Source organism: Spirosoma pulveris (genome assembly GCF_054781875.1).
On the sequence record NZ_BAAGTO010000004.1, the window covers coordinates 287,830 to 305,271 of the forward strand.

Sequence of the window (17,442 nt, forward strand, 5' to 3'; positions counted from 1 at the left end):
TTAAAATCAGGGAATTTTGGTTGCTTGAGTGAAATTTCACGGTTGAATTGTATTAATTTTACTTCTCGTTAATTACCAAACCGCACGGGCGTCCCCGTTGTACTTGCGACACTTAACTTATGGCAATGGTATCTGATTTTGTTCATTCAACTGCTCCCGAACCACACCGTATTCGGACCCGGCAAATTCTGAAATCGCACCCTGAAATTAAAAAGTTGATTGGGCAAAAGAACCCGACTACAATTTGGGTAGCGCTGGGATGTGTAATCCTGATGACCGGTATGGCATACCTGGTTCGGGATCAATCGTGGTGGGTGATCGTGGCAGCTGCCTGGTTTATTGGCGCTTTTCCCGCGCATACACTCTTCGTATGTATCCACGAAGCGGCTCACAATCTGATTTTCCGCAAACCGTCGGCCAACGCATGGGCGGCTATCTTCGCGAACCTGCCAACGGTTTTCCCCACGGCATTAACCTTCAAGAACTTCCACATCAAGCACCATGCTTTTCAGGGTGTTCACGAACTGGACGCCGATTTGCCGGACTGGTACGAAGCCAAGCTGATTAAAAATTACTCAATCGGTAAGGCCATCTGGTTGTTGTTCTATCCTATTTTCCAGGGTATTCGCACCCTGCGCATGAAAGAATTGGCCGTTTTCGATAAGTGGGTCATTGCCAATTTTATCGTTCAGATTACGTTCGATGTACTGATTGTAACGTTTTTTGGCTGGAAAGCGCTGGCGTTTATGGTGCTTTGTCTGTTCTTCTCGGTGGGTCTGCATCCGCTGGGTGCCCGCTGGGCGCAGGAGCACTTTTTGACGCTCGATCCACAGCAGGAAACATACAGCTACTATGGCCCGCTGAACGGCCCGAACCTGAACGTTGGTTTTCATAACGAGCACCACGATTTTCCGTCCATTCCCTGGAACAAGCTGCCGGAAATCAAGAAGTCGGCACCCGAATATTACGAATCGCTGAAGTACCATACGTCCTTCATAAAACTGTTCTTCCTCTTTCTGTTCGATCAGGAGATTTCGCTTTACTCGCGCATTGTTCGCAAAGAGCGGGGTCGTGTTCCGGTTTCGGATCAGTCGAGACCCGATCTGGAATTGGTGCAACAACAGGCAGTATCCGTTGAAACGGCTGCTTAACGGCCAGGAGTAATTGGCAGGAAAGACAATACGATTAGTAAGAAAACCCCCATTACGCAAGTGATGGGGGTTTTTGTTGTTCGATGGCGTGCGAGTTAGACTACTGAAAGAGTAGAAATAACTACGTATGTTCCTTAGACTAAGTGTTCTTTCCAGAATTCACAGAAACTTAATTTATGTTTGGTTGCCGAGTGAACTGTCTATGTCAACTTTGTGGCTATGTCTGAGCAAGAGCTAACCGATACCCAATTAGTGGCCCTGCTTCGTGAAGATAGCGAGGAGGCATTTCGCACATTATACGAACGCTACTGGTACGATCTTTTTGCGCTGGCAAAGCGCAAACTTCGCGACGAAGCAATGGCTTCCGACATGGCGCAGGAGCTGTTTCTGCGGCTATGGCAAAAACGTAGAACACTACTCATCAATAATGTAGGAGCGTACCTGACCACTTCCCTTAAGCACCTTATTGTCGATCACGTGCGCGCTCAGTTGCAGGGGGAAAAGTATGCCAGTCACTTCGTTTATACCCCGCCAACCGATACCCTCAATACGCTTCACTCGGTGCAGTTCAGCCAACTGACCGAATCGCTTCATCAGGCATTGGAGCAACTGCCCGACAAAACCCGCGAGGTGTTCGTCCTCAACCGATTCGAGCAACTAACCACCCGCGAAATCTCTGCGCGGCTTGGTCTTTCAGAAAAAGCTATTGAGTACCACCTGTCCCGTTCGGTTGCCTTCCTCCGTGCCAACCTGCACGATTACGCCACGGCTGTGGTGCTGACCACGTTATTGACCGCTTAATATATTCATAACATACGGGTCTTAGGGTATTTTTCGAGTTGTTCGTCTGGTACTTTGAATGCGGCACAATTGAAGACGGTACCGTTGCCAGATGATATGGACCCCAAAGCGCTACAAGCCCTATTAACCAAATACCGGAACGGCGATGCGACCGACGAGGAGCGGGCGCAGGTCGAAGCCTGGTACGATGCGCTGGATGGAGACGCCGAACCCGCTTTGCCCGAAGCCGGTAAGCGAGCATTCGTCGAGCAGCACTGGCAACACATGGCAGCCCAGATCAGGCAAGCGCCAACCCACCAACGGATGCCAGCCTTGTTTTACCGGCTGGCTGCTGCTGCTGTGCTCGCACTGGGCATTGGGCTAGGCTGGTATTTTCTGATGAACCGTTCACCGGAAACGGGTGCCGGACAGCTAGTGGCTCAAACGGGTAAGTCGAAGCTGATCGATAGAACGAATAAGTCGGGTAAGCCGCTTCGGGTAGCGTTGCCGGATGGCAGTACGATTACCCTCCAGCCGGGCACCCAACTATACTATCCCGAACAGTTTGCCGAAAATCGGCGCGAAGTCCGGCTGGTGGGCGAAGGCTTTTTTGACGTTACCAAAAATCCGAAGCGCCCATTTCTGGTCTATGCCAATGGGCTGGTTACCAAAGTACTGGGCACCAGTTTTACCATTGTGGCCCATGCCGGAAAGCCCACCGCCGAGGTAGTCGTTCGGACGGGCCGGGTGGCGGTTTATCGGCAGGCGGATCAGCCGGAAAAGGCGTCTGACATGGTACTGATTCCCAACGAGAAAGCCACTTTCTTCCGGGCGGATAGCCGGATTGTCAAATCACTGGCCGATCATCCGGTGGTTGTTCGGCCTCAAGCCATCAAAACTCACTTTGTGTTCGACAACACGCCTGTGGCCCGCGTGTTCAGGGAGTTGGACGACGTATATGGCGTAACCATCTCGTTCGACACTGACGCACTCGTAAACTGTACACTCACGGCTAATCTGGCCAACCAGTCATTACCTGACCAATTGAACATGATTTGTCTGTCCATTGGGGCTACCTATCAAACCAACGGTACGCATATCCAGATCAGCGGTCGTGGCTGCCCTTAAAACCAAACCAGCTTACAAACAACTACTTATACTTTATGAAACGTTTTCTTTCGCTATTACTCAGCGTTCTGCTGAGTGGTAGTCTAGTCCAGGCTGTGCCCTTATCAGCACAGGAACTGATGAATCGCCCCGTTTCCATAACGGTAGAAGGCGAGACGGTACGAACGGTATTGCAGCATCTGGAAAAGGCTGTTGATGTGCGTTTCGTGTATAGCCCGCGTGTGATTGGTGCTGAAAAGCGGATTTCGATCAGTGCCCGCAACGAACGTCTGGCGAGTGTACTCCAGCGGTTGTTTACGCCCCAGAACATAGCCTGGGAGGTCATCAACGGTCAGATCATTCTGAAAAAAGTGGATGGACAAAGCAGCCTGCTGTTGGTCCCGGCTTTTCAGATCAGCCGGGTCGTAACGTTCGACCAGCCCCGGCGCATCCTGTCGGGTGTGGTGCGGGATAACGCCAGTAACCAGCCGCTGCCCGGTGTGAGCATTGTCGTGAAAGGTACCACCCGCGGCACCTCAACCAATGCTGATGGAAGCTTTTCGCTGAATATTCCCGATGCCGGGGGCAACCTGGTTCTATCTTTCTCCTTCATCGGGTACGAAACGCTGGAAGTACCGGTCAATGGCGGTCAGTCGACGCTCAACGTAACCCTCAAAGAAACGCAGAACGCCCTGAGCGAGGTGGTGGTAGTCGGTTACGGTACCCAGAAGAAAGTGAACCTGACGGGAGCCGTATCGCAGGTGCTGGCCAAGGAACTCGAAAACCGGCCGTTGAACAACATGTCGCAGATTCTTCAGGGGATGGTGCCCAACCTGAACATTACCTTCAGCACCGGCCAGCCGGGGCAGGGCGGCAACCTGAACGTGCGTGGCGAAACGTCGATCAATGGGGGCGGGCCGCTGGTGCTGATCGATGGTATTCCCGGCGACATCAACCGCATCAATCCCGCTGATGTGGAGTCGGTATCGGTGCTTAAAGATGCGGCTGCCTCGGCGATCTACGGCGCGCGGGGTGCGTTCGGGGTTATTCTGGTGACGACCAAAACGGCCAAGAATGGTAAGACAACCATATCGTACAGCAACAATTTCGGCTGGTCGGCCCCGACGGTCAGTACCAAATTTTTGACCAATGGCTACGAATATGTGCGGATGAATGACGAGGCTTTTACGCGGGCTACCGGCAACAGCTACACCCGTTATTCGGAGGAAGATTATAAGGAGCTGGAAGCCCGGCGGTACGACAAAGTTGAAGACCCATCGCGCCCCTGGACGGTCATTAAAAACGTAAACGGAAAAGATATATACAACTACTACGGGAATTACGACTGGTGGAATACGCTCTTCAACACGACCGAACCATCCAAACAACACAACATCAATTTGTCGGGCGGAACCGATAAAGTCAATTATTTTCTGTCGGGGTCGATTTTCGAGAAGGACGGGATCATGAAGATCAATACCGATAAGTTCACATCCTACACCCTCCGCAGCAAGATCAACGCGCAGCTAACGCCCTGGCTCAAAGTCGGCAGCAATATCCAGTATTTCGACTCGAAGTATAAGTATCCGGGCCTGGAAGGGGGCGCCAACGCCAACTTTGTGGGGATCACGGTGCATGCCTTGCCCGCTTACGCGCCAACGAACCCCGATGGAACGGCTACCTATAATACCCTGAAAAATAACTATTCCATTGGCGACGGGCTGTACGCAAACCTGCTGAAAGGCGTTGCCGGGGGCGAAAAACGCGTGCACGAGCTAACGGCGATCAACTCGGTAACCATCGACTTTACCAAAACCTGGAATCTGGTCGCCAACTACTCCTACTCGTTTTACATCGCCGACGACTGGTACCGGTCGGCGGTGGCGCAATACTCCATCCAGCCGGGTATTCTGACTACGGTGCCCAACTACAACACGGATCAGTACCGAAAAACGTTCTGGTTCGATCCAATGAACGTGACCAACGTGTATTCGTCCTACAACCATACGTTCGGGAAACACTACGTGGCAGCTACGGCGGGGATCAACTACGAATCCAAAAAGCACCAGCGGCTGTTCGGAGCTCGCAAGAATTTGCTCTCCGAAAGTCTTAACGACCTCAACCTGGGCACGGGCGAACAACTGTCGGCCGGTGATTCGTATCAGTACTCGCTGTTCGGGGCGTTTTATCGACTGAACTACGACTATGCCGGTAAATACCTGCTGGAGGTGAATGGCCGGTATGACGGAACCTCACGCTTTGGCGAAGGTCGGCGGTACGGTTTCTTTCCGTCGGTTTCGGCAGGCTGGCGGCTGAGCGAAGAGCGTTTTTTCGATCCGCTGAAGGGCATTGTCGATAATTTCAAGATCAGGGCTTCGTACGGTACGCTGGGCAATCAGTTGCCGTCCAACACCAGTTCGGCCAGTTTTTACCCGTACATCTCCATCATGCCAACGGCGCAGTCGAGCTGGATAACCAACGGACAGAAGTTGTCGTACGTGAACAGCCCGAACCCTATTTCGCCGGACCTTACCTGGGAAAAAGCGACCACCTCCAACCTGGGTCTGGATGCGGGTTTGCTGAAAAATCGACTGAATTTATCCGCTGATGTTTACATCCGGAACACAACGGGTATGCTGGTGCCGGGGCAAGTGCTTCCGGCAGTTTACGGAGCTACGGTGCCGACTCAAAACGCCGGCGATTTGCAGACGAAGGGCTTCGAACTGTCTATCGGCTGGCGCGATCAGGTTAAGGTGGCGGGTAAACCATTTGTCTACAATGCGTCGTTTGTGCTGTCCGATTCCAAATCGATCATCACTAAATACGACAACCCGAACAAGATCCTGTCGAGCCGCTACGAAGGGCAGACCATTGGTGATATCTGGGGCTATTCCATCGACGGTTATTTCAAAACCAACGAAGAAGCGCAGGGGTACACCGTCGATCAAACACTTGTCAATAAGCAGCGCCTGAGCGCTCCCGGCGACTGGAGCAAACTGCAGGCCGGTGATCTGAAATTCATTGATACTGATGGGAACGGCAAGATCGATCAGGGAGCCAACACACTGGCGAATCACGGCGACTTGAAAATAATTGGCAACGACCGGGCACGCTACCGCTACGGTGTTAATCTTGGTGCCAGCTGGAACGGCTTCGACATGTCGGTGCTGGCGCAGGGTATTCTCCGGAAAAACTGGTATCCGGGCAACAACGCCGATAAATTCTGGGGGCCATATTCGCGGCCGTATTACTCCTTTATCCCCGAAAACTTCGAAGCTGACGTCTGGACCCCGACGAATACCGATGCGTATTTTCCGGTCTTGAGAGGCTATACCGCGCTAAACGGTGGTGGTGATCTGAACGCTGCCAATGATCGATACATTCAGAACATTGGCTACCTCCGCCTGAAAAATGTGGTGATTGGCTACACATTGCCCGAAAGTCTCAGCAAAAAGATCAGCATAGCCCGCGCCCGGATTTATGTAAGTGGTGAAAATCTGCTCACTTATACGCCCCTGCGTTCCAAATATATTGACCCGGAGCAACTCGATGGCGATGCGACAAACGGCAGAACCTACCCGTTGTCCAAGACAATTTCTGCCGGTCTGAATCTCACGTTCTAGGTCAATCCAACTCTTCGTACTCCGATGAAAAAAATCTTAAGTATCCTGGCAATAGCCCTTGGCTTGTCGGCCTGCGACCTGAACATGCTGCCTCAGGACGCCATTTCGCCCGAAACCTTTTTTAATACCGAAAACGACCTGCTGCTGTATACTAATTCATTCTATAACGCCCTGCCATCGGCCGAGGACGTGTATAATGAAGACGTCGACAATGTAGTTAAAAACAGCCTGCGTGATGAGTTGCAGGGTACGCGGATCGTGCCTACCAGCGGGGGTGGCTGGAGCTGGGGCACGCTGCGCAATATCAACTATTTCCTGGCTAATTCGGGGAAATGTCCGGATGCCAAAGCCGTAGCCAAATACAACGGCCTGGCTCGCTTTTTCCGCGCCTATTTTTACTTTGGCATGGTAAAACGTTTCGGTGATGTTCCCTGGTATTCGAAACCCATTGAGGTGATGAATCAGGAGATGCTGACCAAACCGCGCGACCCCCGGGCCATGGTCATGGATTCGGTAATGGCCGATATCAATTATGCCATTGCCAATCTGGACGCGTCGCGGCAGGTGACGACCGTTACGAAATGGACGGCCCTGGCGCTAAAATCCAGAATGGGGCTGTACGAGGGGACATTTCGTAAATACCATACCGAATTTGGCTTGCCCAATGCCGATAAATTTCTGGACGAAAGCATTGCGGCCTCGGAAGAACTGATGAAGAACAGCGGGTACACGATTTACAAAGCCACGCCCGCCACGGCCTATGGCAAGTTGTTTTCGTCGGATAATGCGATTCCTGACGAGGTGATTCTGGCCCGCGATTTCAGCGATGAACTACAGGTGTACCACAACCTAAACTATTACACCATGACGGCTTCGTACGGAAAGCCCGGCCTGGAAAAGAAGCTGGTCAACAGCTACCTGATGGCCGATGGCACGCGCTTCACCGATATCAAAGGCTACGAAACCATGCAGTTTGCGGAGGAGGTACAAAACCGGGACCCTCGTCTGGCGCAGACGATTCGCACGCCGGGCTACACCCGTATCGGCGAAACGACGCCACTGGTGCCGGAGTTTGGCGCTACGGTTACCGGTTACCAACTGATCAAGTTCGTTTCGGCACCCAAATGGGATACGTTTACCAAAGACATTACCGATATGCCCATTTTCCGGTATGCCGAGGTGCTCCTCAATTTTGCCGAAGCCAAGGCCGAACGGGGTACGTTGACCCAGGCCGATCTGGATCTATCCACCAAACTCACCCGCGACCGCGTTGGTATGCCAAACATCAACATGGCTGCTGCCAATGCCAGCCCCGATCCGTATCAGGCGCAGCAATACACACAGTTAAAGGGAGCCAATACGGGTGTCATTCTGGAAATACGGCGAGAACGGCGCGTGGAGTTGGTCATGGAAAACTTCTTCCGCTGGGACGACATCATCCGCTGGAAAGAGGGGCAACTTCTGACAAAGACCTTCAAGGGGATGTATTTTCCGGGTCCGGGCAGTTATGATCTGGATAAGAACGGCAAAGTCGACCTGGTTATTTACGAAGGCTCCAAACCATCCGTACCGGGGGCGCAACTCCTCAAGCTGGGCAGTGAAATTCTACTGGAGAATGGCAATAAAGGCGGCAATATTGTAGTGAACGGGCACATCAACAAAAAATTCAACGAGAATCGTGACTACCTGTACCCCATTCCAACGCAGGAGCGGCTGCTGAATACTAAGCTGACGCAGAACCCAAATTGGGAGTAGGGGTAGCCACCGCCTTATTGTCGGGTTTGAGAACCCGACACCACGCAGACATCCTAAACGCTTAACCTTATACACCAATATGCTTTCTGACAGACGATCGTTTCTTGAAAAAATGGCGCAGGTCGGGGCGCTGGGTTTGCTGCCCGCGGCTCCGGCACTGGCTGCCGCGTCTTCCGTTTCGGCAGAGGAAAAGAATCATTTTGTGGCCGGGCCGTATCTGCAAAACATGGGCACCCAGGGCGTAACCATTATGTGGATTACCTATAAAAACTGTTTTAGTTGGGTCGAGTACGGGGCCGGGACTTACACCAGCAAACGGGAGTTCGGCTACAACAACGGGCTGATCGAAGCCAATAACCGGATCAATAAAATAACCCTGTCGGGGCTGGCACCGGGGAGCGATCATAAGTACCGGATCGTATCTACCGAAATACTGGGTTACAAAGGATCGAAGGTGGAATTTGGCGAAACCATCACCAGCCCCATGTACGGCTTTAAAACCCCGGCCGAAAATGAGGAAGAGTTTAAGACCGTTATCTTCAACGACATCCACGACCGTCCACAGATCATCCCTCAACTGCTGTACCGGCACGGCTATACCGGTAATAAACGAGATTACGATTTTGTCGTTTTTAACGGTGACTGCTTCGACTGGGTGACCGAAGAAAGTCAGATGGTCGAGCACCTGATCAAACCTGCGGTCGATATTTTCGCATCGGAGATGCCGTTCATCCTGACGCAGGGTAACCACGAATGCCGGGGTAGTTTCTCCCGTCATATTCCCGCCTATTACGCCTACCCCGACGATAAGTACTACTATGCGTTCACGCGTGGCCCGGTGCGTTTTGTCATTCTGGATTCGGGCGAAGACAAGACCGACGACAGCGTCGAATACGGCGGACTATCGGCTTTCGACCGATATCGGGAAACGCAGGCCAGGTGGCTGGAAAAGGAGATAGCGAGTAAGGACTTCAAAAAAGCCCCTTTTCGGGTAGTGCTCATTCATATTTCGCCTTATCACTCCGGCGATTGGCACGGCACCATGCATTGCCGTCAGGTTTTTGGCCCGTTGCTGAATAAAGCAAAAATCGATATTCAGATTTCGGGCCACACACACCGGTACGGCACCCACGATGCCAATACCGATCATAATTACCCGATCGTGATTGGAGGAGGGCCGCTGGAAGGAAACCGGACATTGATAAAGCTGCACGCCACCAACAAAGAACTGAATCTGAAAATGATTCGGGATGATGGCGAAGTGGTAGGGAAGTACACTATCTCCAGAAAGAATCGTACGTGAGTGGTTGTGTGGTCAGTTTTAAGAAACTGACAGCACTACAAACTATACCCCTAATCAATCATTTATGAAACTAATTAACAGTCTGCTGCTCGTTCTTCTTTCTTTCACTTCCCATGCCTACGAAGGCCAGCCGGAAGGAGCGAAGAAAGCAAAAAGTCTCAAGGTAATGACCTACAATATCCACCACTGCAATCCACCTTCTGCCGGAAGTAAGATTGATGTGGAGGCCATTGCACGCGTTATTACGGCCCAAAAACCTGATTTTGTTGCTTTGCAGGAAGTCGATGTGAATACCGAACGGTCGGGGAAGGGGTTGAATCAGGCGAAGGAACTGGCCCGGTTAACGGGGATGAACTTTTTCTTTTCCAAGGCCATCGACCACCAGGGGGGCGATTATGGCGTTGCCGTTTTGTCCCGGTTCCCCATCCTCGACTCTACCCGGTTTATCCTGCCCGTCGATCCGGCTATTGGGGGCGAAACCCGAACAGTAGCGGCCGTAACGGTAGAGCCGACAAAAGGAAAACGAATCATTTTTGCCAGTACGCATCTGGATTTGAAAGAACCCAACCGGCTTACACAGGCGGAGTTACTGATAAAGCACTTCGGCGGAACTGCTCTGCCCGTTATTTTGGGGGGCGATTTCAATGCTCAGGCCGACAGTAAGGTTATCCAGCTCTTTGACCAGACGTTCGTGCGCAGCTGTCAATCCTGTGCACCCACCATTCCGGTTAAAAACCCTAGCCGTGCTATTGATTTTGTCCTATACAAACAGGACGGCTCCCTGAAGAGTGTGTCGACCAGCGTTATTGACGAACAGTACGCATCCGATCATTTGCCCGTAGTTGTTGAGCTGATGCTTAAGTAATTGCGATGCACAGGTCGTAAGATGGGTAGCGACAGTGAGCTGACAAGCCGGGAGAAAAGATGAGCACACAGCGTTTTTTTCTGTTGGAATTGCCCGGCCACCAATAGATAGATATACCAATATTGGCGGGTTGTATGCCCTTACTTTGTGGTCTGTATGATTTATTCAGCACAGCCGACGTTTTAACGCATACCAACCCCATGAATCTATTAAACTTCCTCAAAGCAAGCCGATCGTTCGGAATAGTATTTTTTGTTGTCCTGTGCCTTGGCGGCTGTACGTCAACCACCACCGATCCGCAACCCGCTGCGGACCAGTATCTGGTTAGCAGTACTATCGTAGCCACCGTTTCCAAGGATCAGCTAACGGCTCAGGCGTCAGCCATTAGCCCTCTGTATGCACTTTTGCTAAAGCAGGGTATCTCGGTGATTAAACTCGTTTACAAGACTAAAAACTGGGATGGTTCGGCCATTCAGGCATCGGGTCTGCTGATTGTCCCCAACACAACCACTGCCGTTCCCATGATCAGTCAGCAGCACGGTACCATCTTCGATGATGCCGACGCACCTTCCAATTTCGGCCCGGAGAGCGAGGCTTATCAGTTCGCTACGATTTTTGCGTCTATCGGCTACATCATGGTCTGTCCGGATTACATTGGTTTCGGGGCATCCAAGAATCTGCCGCACACCTACGAGAACCGGGCGAGTCTGGCACAGGCCAGTCTGGACATGCTGCGAGCCGCCCGGGAATACATAAGCAGCCGTTCTGACGTTAAATGGGATTCTCGTCTTTACATGGCGGGTTATTCGGAAGGGGGGTATGCAACGATGGCGTTGTACAAAAAGATGCAGGATGAGGTGCCCACGGAATTTAACCTGCGGGCGGTTTCATGTGGCGCAGGGGCTTACGATAAAACCAGTTTCATGAAAGCGCTGCTGACGCAGAAGTCGGCGGGGGTAGCGCAGTGGAACCGGGCATTTTTGTGGGTGCTGCTAAGCTACGATCAGATCTACAAACTGAACCGGCCTCTGTCTTTCTACTTTAAAGAGCCTTATTTGACAGATATCCAGAAAAACCGTCAACTGGCCACTCTGGATGTAAGCTTCGATCAGGTACTGACCGATTCGTTCAAGGCGGGTATTTTGAACGGAACGGATACGGCCTTCCTTAACGCCGTTGCCGACAACAACATCTACGACTGGAAGCCCATGACAACCCTGCAACTGTACCATGGGGATGCCGATCCGCAGGTGTATTACCTGAACTCCAAGAACGCTTACGATGCCATGCAGGCGCGTGGAGCAGGAAAAACAGTTCAACTCTTTACCAGTGCCGGTAAAACACACGTTCAAACGATTCCGGATTGGCTGGCGGGAACCTATACACTGTTTACATCGGTGCAGTAAACACCCAGGTGCCGGGTTGCCTGGAAATTAGTTACTTGATTCATCGCAAAAAATGGCTGTATGGAGGTTGGCATCAAGTCAGTTCCATACCGCCATTTTTTACGTTGAAAGGCAAAAGATACCGTCCTGTTTTACAACGTCAGCGTATTTTTCCCCGTTTTGAATACATGGATCTTTCCTTTCCAGACAAAGCTGCCGGTGGTTTGGGGCGGAAGGGTTACGTCAGCCCGTAGCGCACCTTTCTGTAAGGTGTAACTGACGGCCACTTTTCCATTGGGGTGTGGAATCTCACCGCTGATCGTATTGCGGGAACTCAGATGGGATGCAATCTTCACGCTGGCAAAACCGGGAGCCGCGCTTTCAATACCGAGAATCGTCCGGAAGAACTCTATAATTGAGCTGGTTCCCCACGCGTGGCAATCCGAGCGCGGAGTGTTCACATCCGATGTTTCGGCGTAGGTCGAAAGCCCTATAGTTACATTTTCCTGCCATTTTCCGAGCCACTTCATATAGTCGTCGAGAAGTAAAGGTCGCCCCGAGCGGGTGCCTAACCGATTTGTTTTCCGTTCACAAAGAGTTTATACCGGTTATCGCCCTACACATGAACCACGAACGAAGCTGGTTTGCTGGCTAGCTCAATGGTTTTCCTGAATTTAATGACGCTATAGTCTTGCAGGGTAAGGTTCGAATCAGCCGTAAACCGGTTGATGGGTCGGCCCGGCCCCGTGATCCACTGGGCTTTCCAGGGTTTCTGCATCAGTTCTTCCCGAATTTGCCGGGCCAGCACCGAACGAAGCAGCACGTTGCCAACGGCGATAAGCAGCGTAAAGATGGCTTGGAATACGGTTCTCATCGAAATGGATTAGTGGGTTCAGGAAAAAGAGTGGCGCATCACGAACAAATGCCTGATGCGCCACGATGGATGTACTCGTTATGCATACCCATTCAGCTATAACCGAATGATTTTCAGTCTTGTATTATAACTTCCCGACAGATCGCCACACAGCCAGTTCCTGACCAAAACGGTTATCTATTACCGCACAGGTGGTGTCGATCCGCATGGTAGGTCGGGTTCTAAGGTTATAGGCTGGCCATGTGGGAACGTCTTTGGCGGCCGGTTTGCCGGTCCGGGCGAAGGTGGTCCATAATTCGGCAAAGTGGTGGGAAGCTGTAAAACGCTCGGGCCGGTTACCCCCAAAAAAGCTTTCTTTGGGCGCAGAACCGTCCCGGGGCGGAATTTCATTATTGAACTTGAATGAAATGTCCATCGCGTGGGGTGTACCCATTGCATAGTCGCTACCCGGGATCTTCTTCTCGGACTTGTACCCGAAATTGTACAGATAGACCGGTGCCCCGCCTTGTTTCACCTTTTTCTCCGCAATGTCTACCGAGCCTAAGCCCATCATAGTAATGGATGAAATAGCGACGAAAATATCCGGTGCGGTGGCGTTGGGGTTGGCTTTCCGGTAGGTGTCAATAATTTTGGCGGTGTCTCCGCCATACTGGGGTTCCAGCTTTTGCGCCAGACTGTCAAAATCCAGTTTGGTAAACTCGGTATCCTTGCGTTCCCAGGCGAAGAAGGTGTATTCGTCCTCATTCCAGCCAACCAGCAGCGGTTTATTGCGTGATAGAGCCGGGGCCGCGGGGTCGAAGGGGTGATGCGGCAGCACAACACCATCAACCACCGGGCCAAAGCCCCCGTAGTTTCGGCGCATCATGCCCTGGTTTTTGTTTTTCTCAATGAAGGGTGGAACAAACGGCAGTTTTGCCTGCATCGCGAGCAGATCCGAAGCCGGTACATCCAGCAATTTTCGCCAGTCTTTGGGAGCAATGTTCAGTTCTTTCAACAGCATGGCCGTTGTTTCGGCGGCTACTTCTTTGGGTGTCATCCGAACGCCCGGCCCGCTTTCGATAGAGGCCTTGTTGAAGTAGGGAGCCGCTTCGGGCATGGCGTACAGGCAGGACGTTTTGGCCCCGCCACCCGATTCGCCCCAGATCATGACATTGTTCGGGTCGCCCCCGAACTGCGCAATGTTGTCGTGTACCCATTTGAGTCCGGCGGCAATATCCAGCATGCCCATATTGCCCGATCCGGCGTAATCGGCACCACCAAGCTCATCCAGGTACAAGAAGCCCAGCAGTCCCAGCCGATGGTTGGTTTCAACAACTACAACGTCGAAGTTCAGGGCCAGGTTTGAGCCATCCTGGCTCGCCGAGGCCCCTGAACCAATCACAAATCCGCCACCATGACTGTAGAACATGACCGGCCGCTTCTTATTGTCATTGGCGGGGGTCCAGACATTTAAAAACAGGCAATCTTCCGCTGGAGCAGGCTCATTTCGGCGAGGTGACTGGATGGCTGGTGCACCAAATTGAAGGGCATCCCGAACGCCGGTCCAGGGTTCGAGCGGGGCGGGTCGCCGGAAGCGTCGGTCGCCGGAAATACGGCCCCCATATGGAATGCCTTTAAAGAGATTGACTCCTTCTTTGCGTACACCTTTTATCCGTCCATACGTAGTTTCTGCCTCAACAAACGCATCGGCTTTGCCATGGAATGAAAACGCATACCCGGGTAAAGAGGCCGCAGCTGTAGCGAGCGTCAAGCGGCCTAAAAAATCGCGTCGGTGTAGCTTGTCCATCGGGGAAAGTAGTTAGTTCTTTATGTATTATTGCAAAAAGACAAAAATATATTTAATTAATCTAATTGAATTTTCTTATATTCTGATAATCAAAGCTGATCAATATACCTGCTTCAACCATGAGCTTGTCCACCAATTGCCGCGTCGTAACTTGTGGCTAGGATGCTGTTTTTCAGGACAATTTTTTTGTTTAACGGCCAGATGAACTATGAAATTAACAACCGAGTATTTACAGGAAACCCTGCATGGGCGGTTCGAGTATCTGTTGCTTCAAGAACTGGTCGAGGTGGGTCAATTCAGGCGGGTTACAGTCGGATCTTACCTGATTCGGCCCGGTGAGTACATCCGTTTTGTTCCATTCATCATTCGGGGGGCGGTTAAAATCATGCGTCCCGATCAGGAAGGTCGGGAGGCATTACTGTATTACCTTGGGGGTATGGACGCCTGTGCCATGTCGCTAACCTGTTGTCTGGGCAGTAAGCGGAGCGAAATTACGGCTGTCGTTGAAGAGGAAACCGAACTGATCGCCATTCCGGTTGAGAAAGTGGATGAGTGGTTATGCCGGTATTCCACCTGGAAGCAGTTTGTATTCCAAACATATCAAAAACGGTTCGACGACTTGTTGATGACCATCGATGAAGTGATTTTTCATAAACTCGATGAGCGCCTGCTGGCCTACCTTCAGAAAAAAATAGCCAGCTGTCAGTGTACCGTTTTGAACATTACACACGAAGAAATTGCCCGGGAGCTGGCTACTTCACGCGAGGTGATTTCCCGATTACTAAAGCAGCTGGAAAAAAATGGCCAGATTCGGCTCATGCGAAATAAAATAACCATGCTGGCTTAATTACTGGTTGGGTTCGTGGCAGTGCTGGGTACTTGTATCATCGGCAAACGGGCTGTATAACAGTTAATTACCTACTTTTTCAGGAGCGCGAGCTTATGTGACTTTTGTCACAGAACTGATCTGTAAAAAGTCAGTTCTTCGTCAGAAAAACACTACATGAAAAAGAACATGGGTTACCTCGATCGAACCGTACGGGTTAGTGTGGCAATTGTCCTGATTGCTTTATACGCCTTGGGTATCACTTCCTGCGTTTGGGGCATTGTCAGTGTGGTACTGGCTGTCATATTCATTATTAGCAGTCTGTTGGGCACCTGTCCGGTTTATTTACCTTTTGGTTTCAGTACGAACCCGTCGAAGAAAAGGGCATAGGCGGCATTCAGGAATACCTGATGCAACTCAACTTTGCGGCCCTCAGGGAAACTCGCCGACTGCCGCTGACTAATTGTGTATGCCAAAAACACGGCTGTATCTGTACAATTAGTGCCAGAGTACTTTACTTATTTGTTTTACTGTTCATCGAAATGAATGAACAGTTCTTTGTCTGGTCATAATGGGTTGAAAATAACTGTAAGGGTTAATTGTGGCGAGCTTTTTGATTCTCAAATCTGGAATCTATCTACAAAATATGGAAATTATTGTGTTTAAGGTCTCTTAATGTTACGCTATTATGGTATACTAAAAGAATAAATTAGCTATTGATAGACACTGTAATACATCATTGTATTAGTGAACAGGTTATTTGTAGAATGCGTTTAAGCCGTATTTCCAAAATCTGGCCCATAAATTGCTAGGACAGTTTCATGCTATAGTTTTCCTGTAAATAGGTAGATAAACTCTAGCTGTTAAAACGTATCATTATATGTTATGAAACGTGTCCTGTTTTCTCGTATTCTGACACTCCTGTTTCTGCTGGGCCTCTTTACTGCAATTGCACCGGGCTGCAGACAGACCGTTATCTATCCATTTGTCCCTGCTCCGTCGGTCATTGTCTGTCAAACTGACGAATCGAACCTTTGTAGTTATGACTACGCCAGATCAGCCGATTCGTTACTGGCAACCAATGGCTGGCACAAGGATTTTGACGATAACTTCGATCAGAGTCCGGTCGACCCGGAGAATGCCAACTGGAGGCCTTGGATAGGGGGAAGCTTTAACAATGAACTACAACTCTACACCGACAAGCCGGAAAACATACTGATTAGCGAAGATCCCGAAGACTCCGCTAATAAATTACTGCTAATCAAGGTTAAGAAGAAGAAAGTAAAGGGTTATAAGTACCGGCAGGATATCGATGAGACCAGGAAGGAGTTTGATTTTACCTCAGCCCGAATAGAATCGAACGCTCTTTTTACGCCCAACCGTACCCGTAGTCAGTTGCGGGTAGCGGCCCGTATCAAATTGCCTGCCGGCTACGGCATGGGATCGTCTTTCTGGTCTTACGGAGACAACTGGCCGACCAATGGGGGCATTGCCATTGTACAGGCCCGTGGTCAAAATCCGTACGTTTTTCAGAATGCCTACTTCTACGATAATGTACTTTACCGGGCACTCATCCCTCAGGAGGGAAGAACGATAACCAGCACCTCCAACTTGACGGACCGCTGGCATGTGTATGAAATGATTTGGCAGAAAGATTCTCTGACGTTCTTGCTGGATGGGCAGGTAATTGACACCAAGCAGGATGATGAAGTGGAAAAATTGTTTGAAAAACCACAGCGCATTACGCTTAATCTGGCAGTTGGTGGCGACTTCTTCTTACGCGAAAATGCCCTGCCTACCGCCGACCAGATACCGCTCAATGACAACGAAGGCATCATGCAGGTCGATTGGGTAAAAGTGTACGCAAAAGAATAGGCAGTACACCCGGTAAAGCCGAAAATTATAAACGGTTATCTACAGCGACTGGCTTACTTTGCCAAGCTCCTGCTGACGTAGTACGCCCCGTACTACTCAAAAACTACAGCCA

The 17,442-nt window shown here is 50.9% G+C and carries 14 protein-coding genes; 11 read left to right on the forward strand and 3 right to left on the reverse strand.

Annotation, left to right across the window (positions count from 1 at the left end; all coding sequences use genetic code 11):
- Nucleotides 1–119 precede the first annotated feature (119 nt).
- From ACYVJM_RS17065 to ACYVJM_RS17100, 8 genes are all read left to right on the forward strand, one after another.
- The gene (locus tag ACYVJM_RS17065) at nucleotides 120–1,151 is read left to right on the forward strand and encodes a fatty acid desaturase (protein ID WP_461149434.1); all 1,032 of its coding nucleotides are present in this window, start codon (nucleotides 120–122) and stop codon (nucleotides 1,149–1,151) included.
- A 219-nt stretch (nucleotides 1,152–1,370) separates the two neighbouring features.
- On the forward strand, nucleotides 1,371–1,952 hold the full coding sequence (locus tag ACYVJM_RS17070; protein WP_461149435.1) for an RNA polymerase sigma factor: 582 nt from the start codon (nucleotides 1,371–1,373) through the stop codon (nucleotides 1,950–1,952).
- 69 nt (nucleotides 1,953–2,021) lie between these two features.
- A complete protein-coding gene (locus tag ACYVJM_RS17075; RefSeq protein ID WP_461149436.1) occupies nucleotides 2,022–3,059 on the forward strand; it encodes a FecR family protein in 1,038 nt (345 codons plus the stop codon).
- Nucleotides 3,060–3,094: 35 nt separating this feature from the next.
- A complete protein-coding gene (locus ACYVJM_RS17080; RefSeq protein ID WP_461149437.1) occupies nucleotides 3,095–6,661 on the forward strand; it encodes a TonB-dependent receptor in 3,567 nt (1,188 codons plus the stop codon).
- Nucleotides 6,662–6,685: 24 nt separating this feature from the next.
- The gene (locus ACYVJM_RS17085) at nucleotides 6,686–8,416 is read left to right on the forward strand and encodes a RagB/SusD family nutrient uptake outer membrane protein (RefSeq protein ID WP_461149438.1); all 1,731 of its coding nucleotides are present in this window, start codon (nucleotides 6,686–6,688) and stop codon (nucleotides 8,414–8,416) included.
- Between the two features lie 79 nt (nucleotides 8,417–8,495).
- On the forward strand, nucleotides 8,496–9,719 hold the full coding sequence (locus ACYVJM_RS17090; RefSeq protein ID WP_461149439.1) for a metallophosphoesterase family protein: 1,224 nt from the start codon (nucleotides 8,496–8,498) through the stop codon (nucleotides 9,717–9,719).
- Nucleotides 9,720–9,783: 64 nt separating this feature from the next.
- Nucleotides 9,784–10,584: an endonuclease/exonuclease/phosphatase family protein gene (locus ACYVJM_RS17095; RefSeq protein ID WP_461149440.1), complete on the forward strand. Its 801-nt coding sequence runs from the start codon at nucleotides 9,784–9,786 to the stop codon at nucleotides 10,582–10,584.
- Between the two features lie 200 nt (nucleotides 10,585–10,784).
- Nucleotides 10,785–11,990 carry an alpha/beta hydrolase family protein gene (locus ACYVJM_RS17100; protein ID WP_461149441.1) on the forward strand — a complete coding sequence of 402 codons (1,206 nt, stop codon included), beginning with the start codon at nucleotides 10,785–10,787 and terminating at the stop codon, nucleotides 11,988–11,990.
- A gap of 131 nt (nucleotides 11,991–12,121) precedes the next feature.
- Here ACYVJM_RS17100 and ACYVJM_RS17105 read toward each other — a convergent pair whose 3' ends face one another.
- The 3 genes from ACYVJM_RS17105 to ACYVJM_RS17115 all read right to left on the reverse strand — a co-directional run bounded on the left by ACYVJM_RS17105 (nucleotide 12,122) and on the right by ACYVJM_RS17115 (nucleotide 14,629).
- Nucleotides 12,122–12,499 (reverse strand): alpha-L-rhamnosidase C-terminal domain-containing protein, encoded by a 378-nt coding sequence (locus ACYVJM_RS17105; RefSeq protein ID WP_461149442.1) that lies wholly within the window; start codon nucleotides 12,497–12,499, stop codon nucleotides 12,122–12,124.
- A gap of 86 nt (nucleotides 12,500–12,585) precedes the next feature.
- Nucleotides 12,586–12,843: a hypothetical protein gene (locus ACYVJM_RS17110; RefSeq protein ID WP_461149443.1), complete on the reverse strand. Its 258-nt coding sequence runs from the start codon at nucleotides 12,841–12,843 to the stop codon at nucleotides 12,586–12,588.
- Between the two features lie 124 nt (nucleotides 12,844–12,967).
- On the reverse strand, nucleotides 12,968–14,629 hold the full coding sequence (locus ACYVJM_RS17115) for a carboxylesterase/lipase family protein (protein ID WP_461149444.1): 1,662 nt from the start codon (nucleotides 14,627–14,629) through the stop codon (nucleotides 12,968–12,970).
- A 208-nt stretch (nucleotides 14,630–14,837) separates the two neighbouring features.
- Here ACYVJM_RS17115 and ACYVJM_RS17120 point away from each other — a divergent pair, with 208 nt between their 5' ends.
- The 3 genes from ACYVJM_RS17120 to ACYVJM_RS17130 all read left to right on the forward strand — a co-directional run bounded on the left by ACYVJM_RS17120 (nucleotide 14,838) and on the right by ACYVJM_RS17130 (nucleotide 17,330).
- A complete protein-coding gene (locus ACYVJM_RS17120) occupies nucleotides 14,838–15,476 on the forward strand; it encodes a Crp/Fnr family transcriptional regulator (protein WP_461149445.1) in 639 nt (212 codons plus the stop codon).
- A gap of 156 nt (nucleotides 15,477–15,632) precedes the next feature.
- The gene (locus ACYVJM_RS17125; protein WP_461149446.1) at nucleotides 15,633–15,845 is read left to right on the forward strand and encodes a YgaP family membrane protein; all 213 of its coding nucleotides are present in this window, start codon (nucleotides 15,633–15,635) and stop codon (nucleotides 15,843–15,845) included.
- Between the two features lie 495 nt (nucleotides 15,846–16,340).
- Nucleotides 16,341–17,330, forward strand: coding sequence for a glycoside hydrolase family 16 protein (locus ACYVJM_RS17130; RefSeq protein WP_461149447.1), 990 nt, complete (start codon nucleotides 16,341–16,343; stop codon nucleotides 17,328–17,330).
- Nucleotides 17,331–17,442 lie beyond the last annotated feature (112 nt).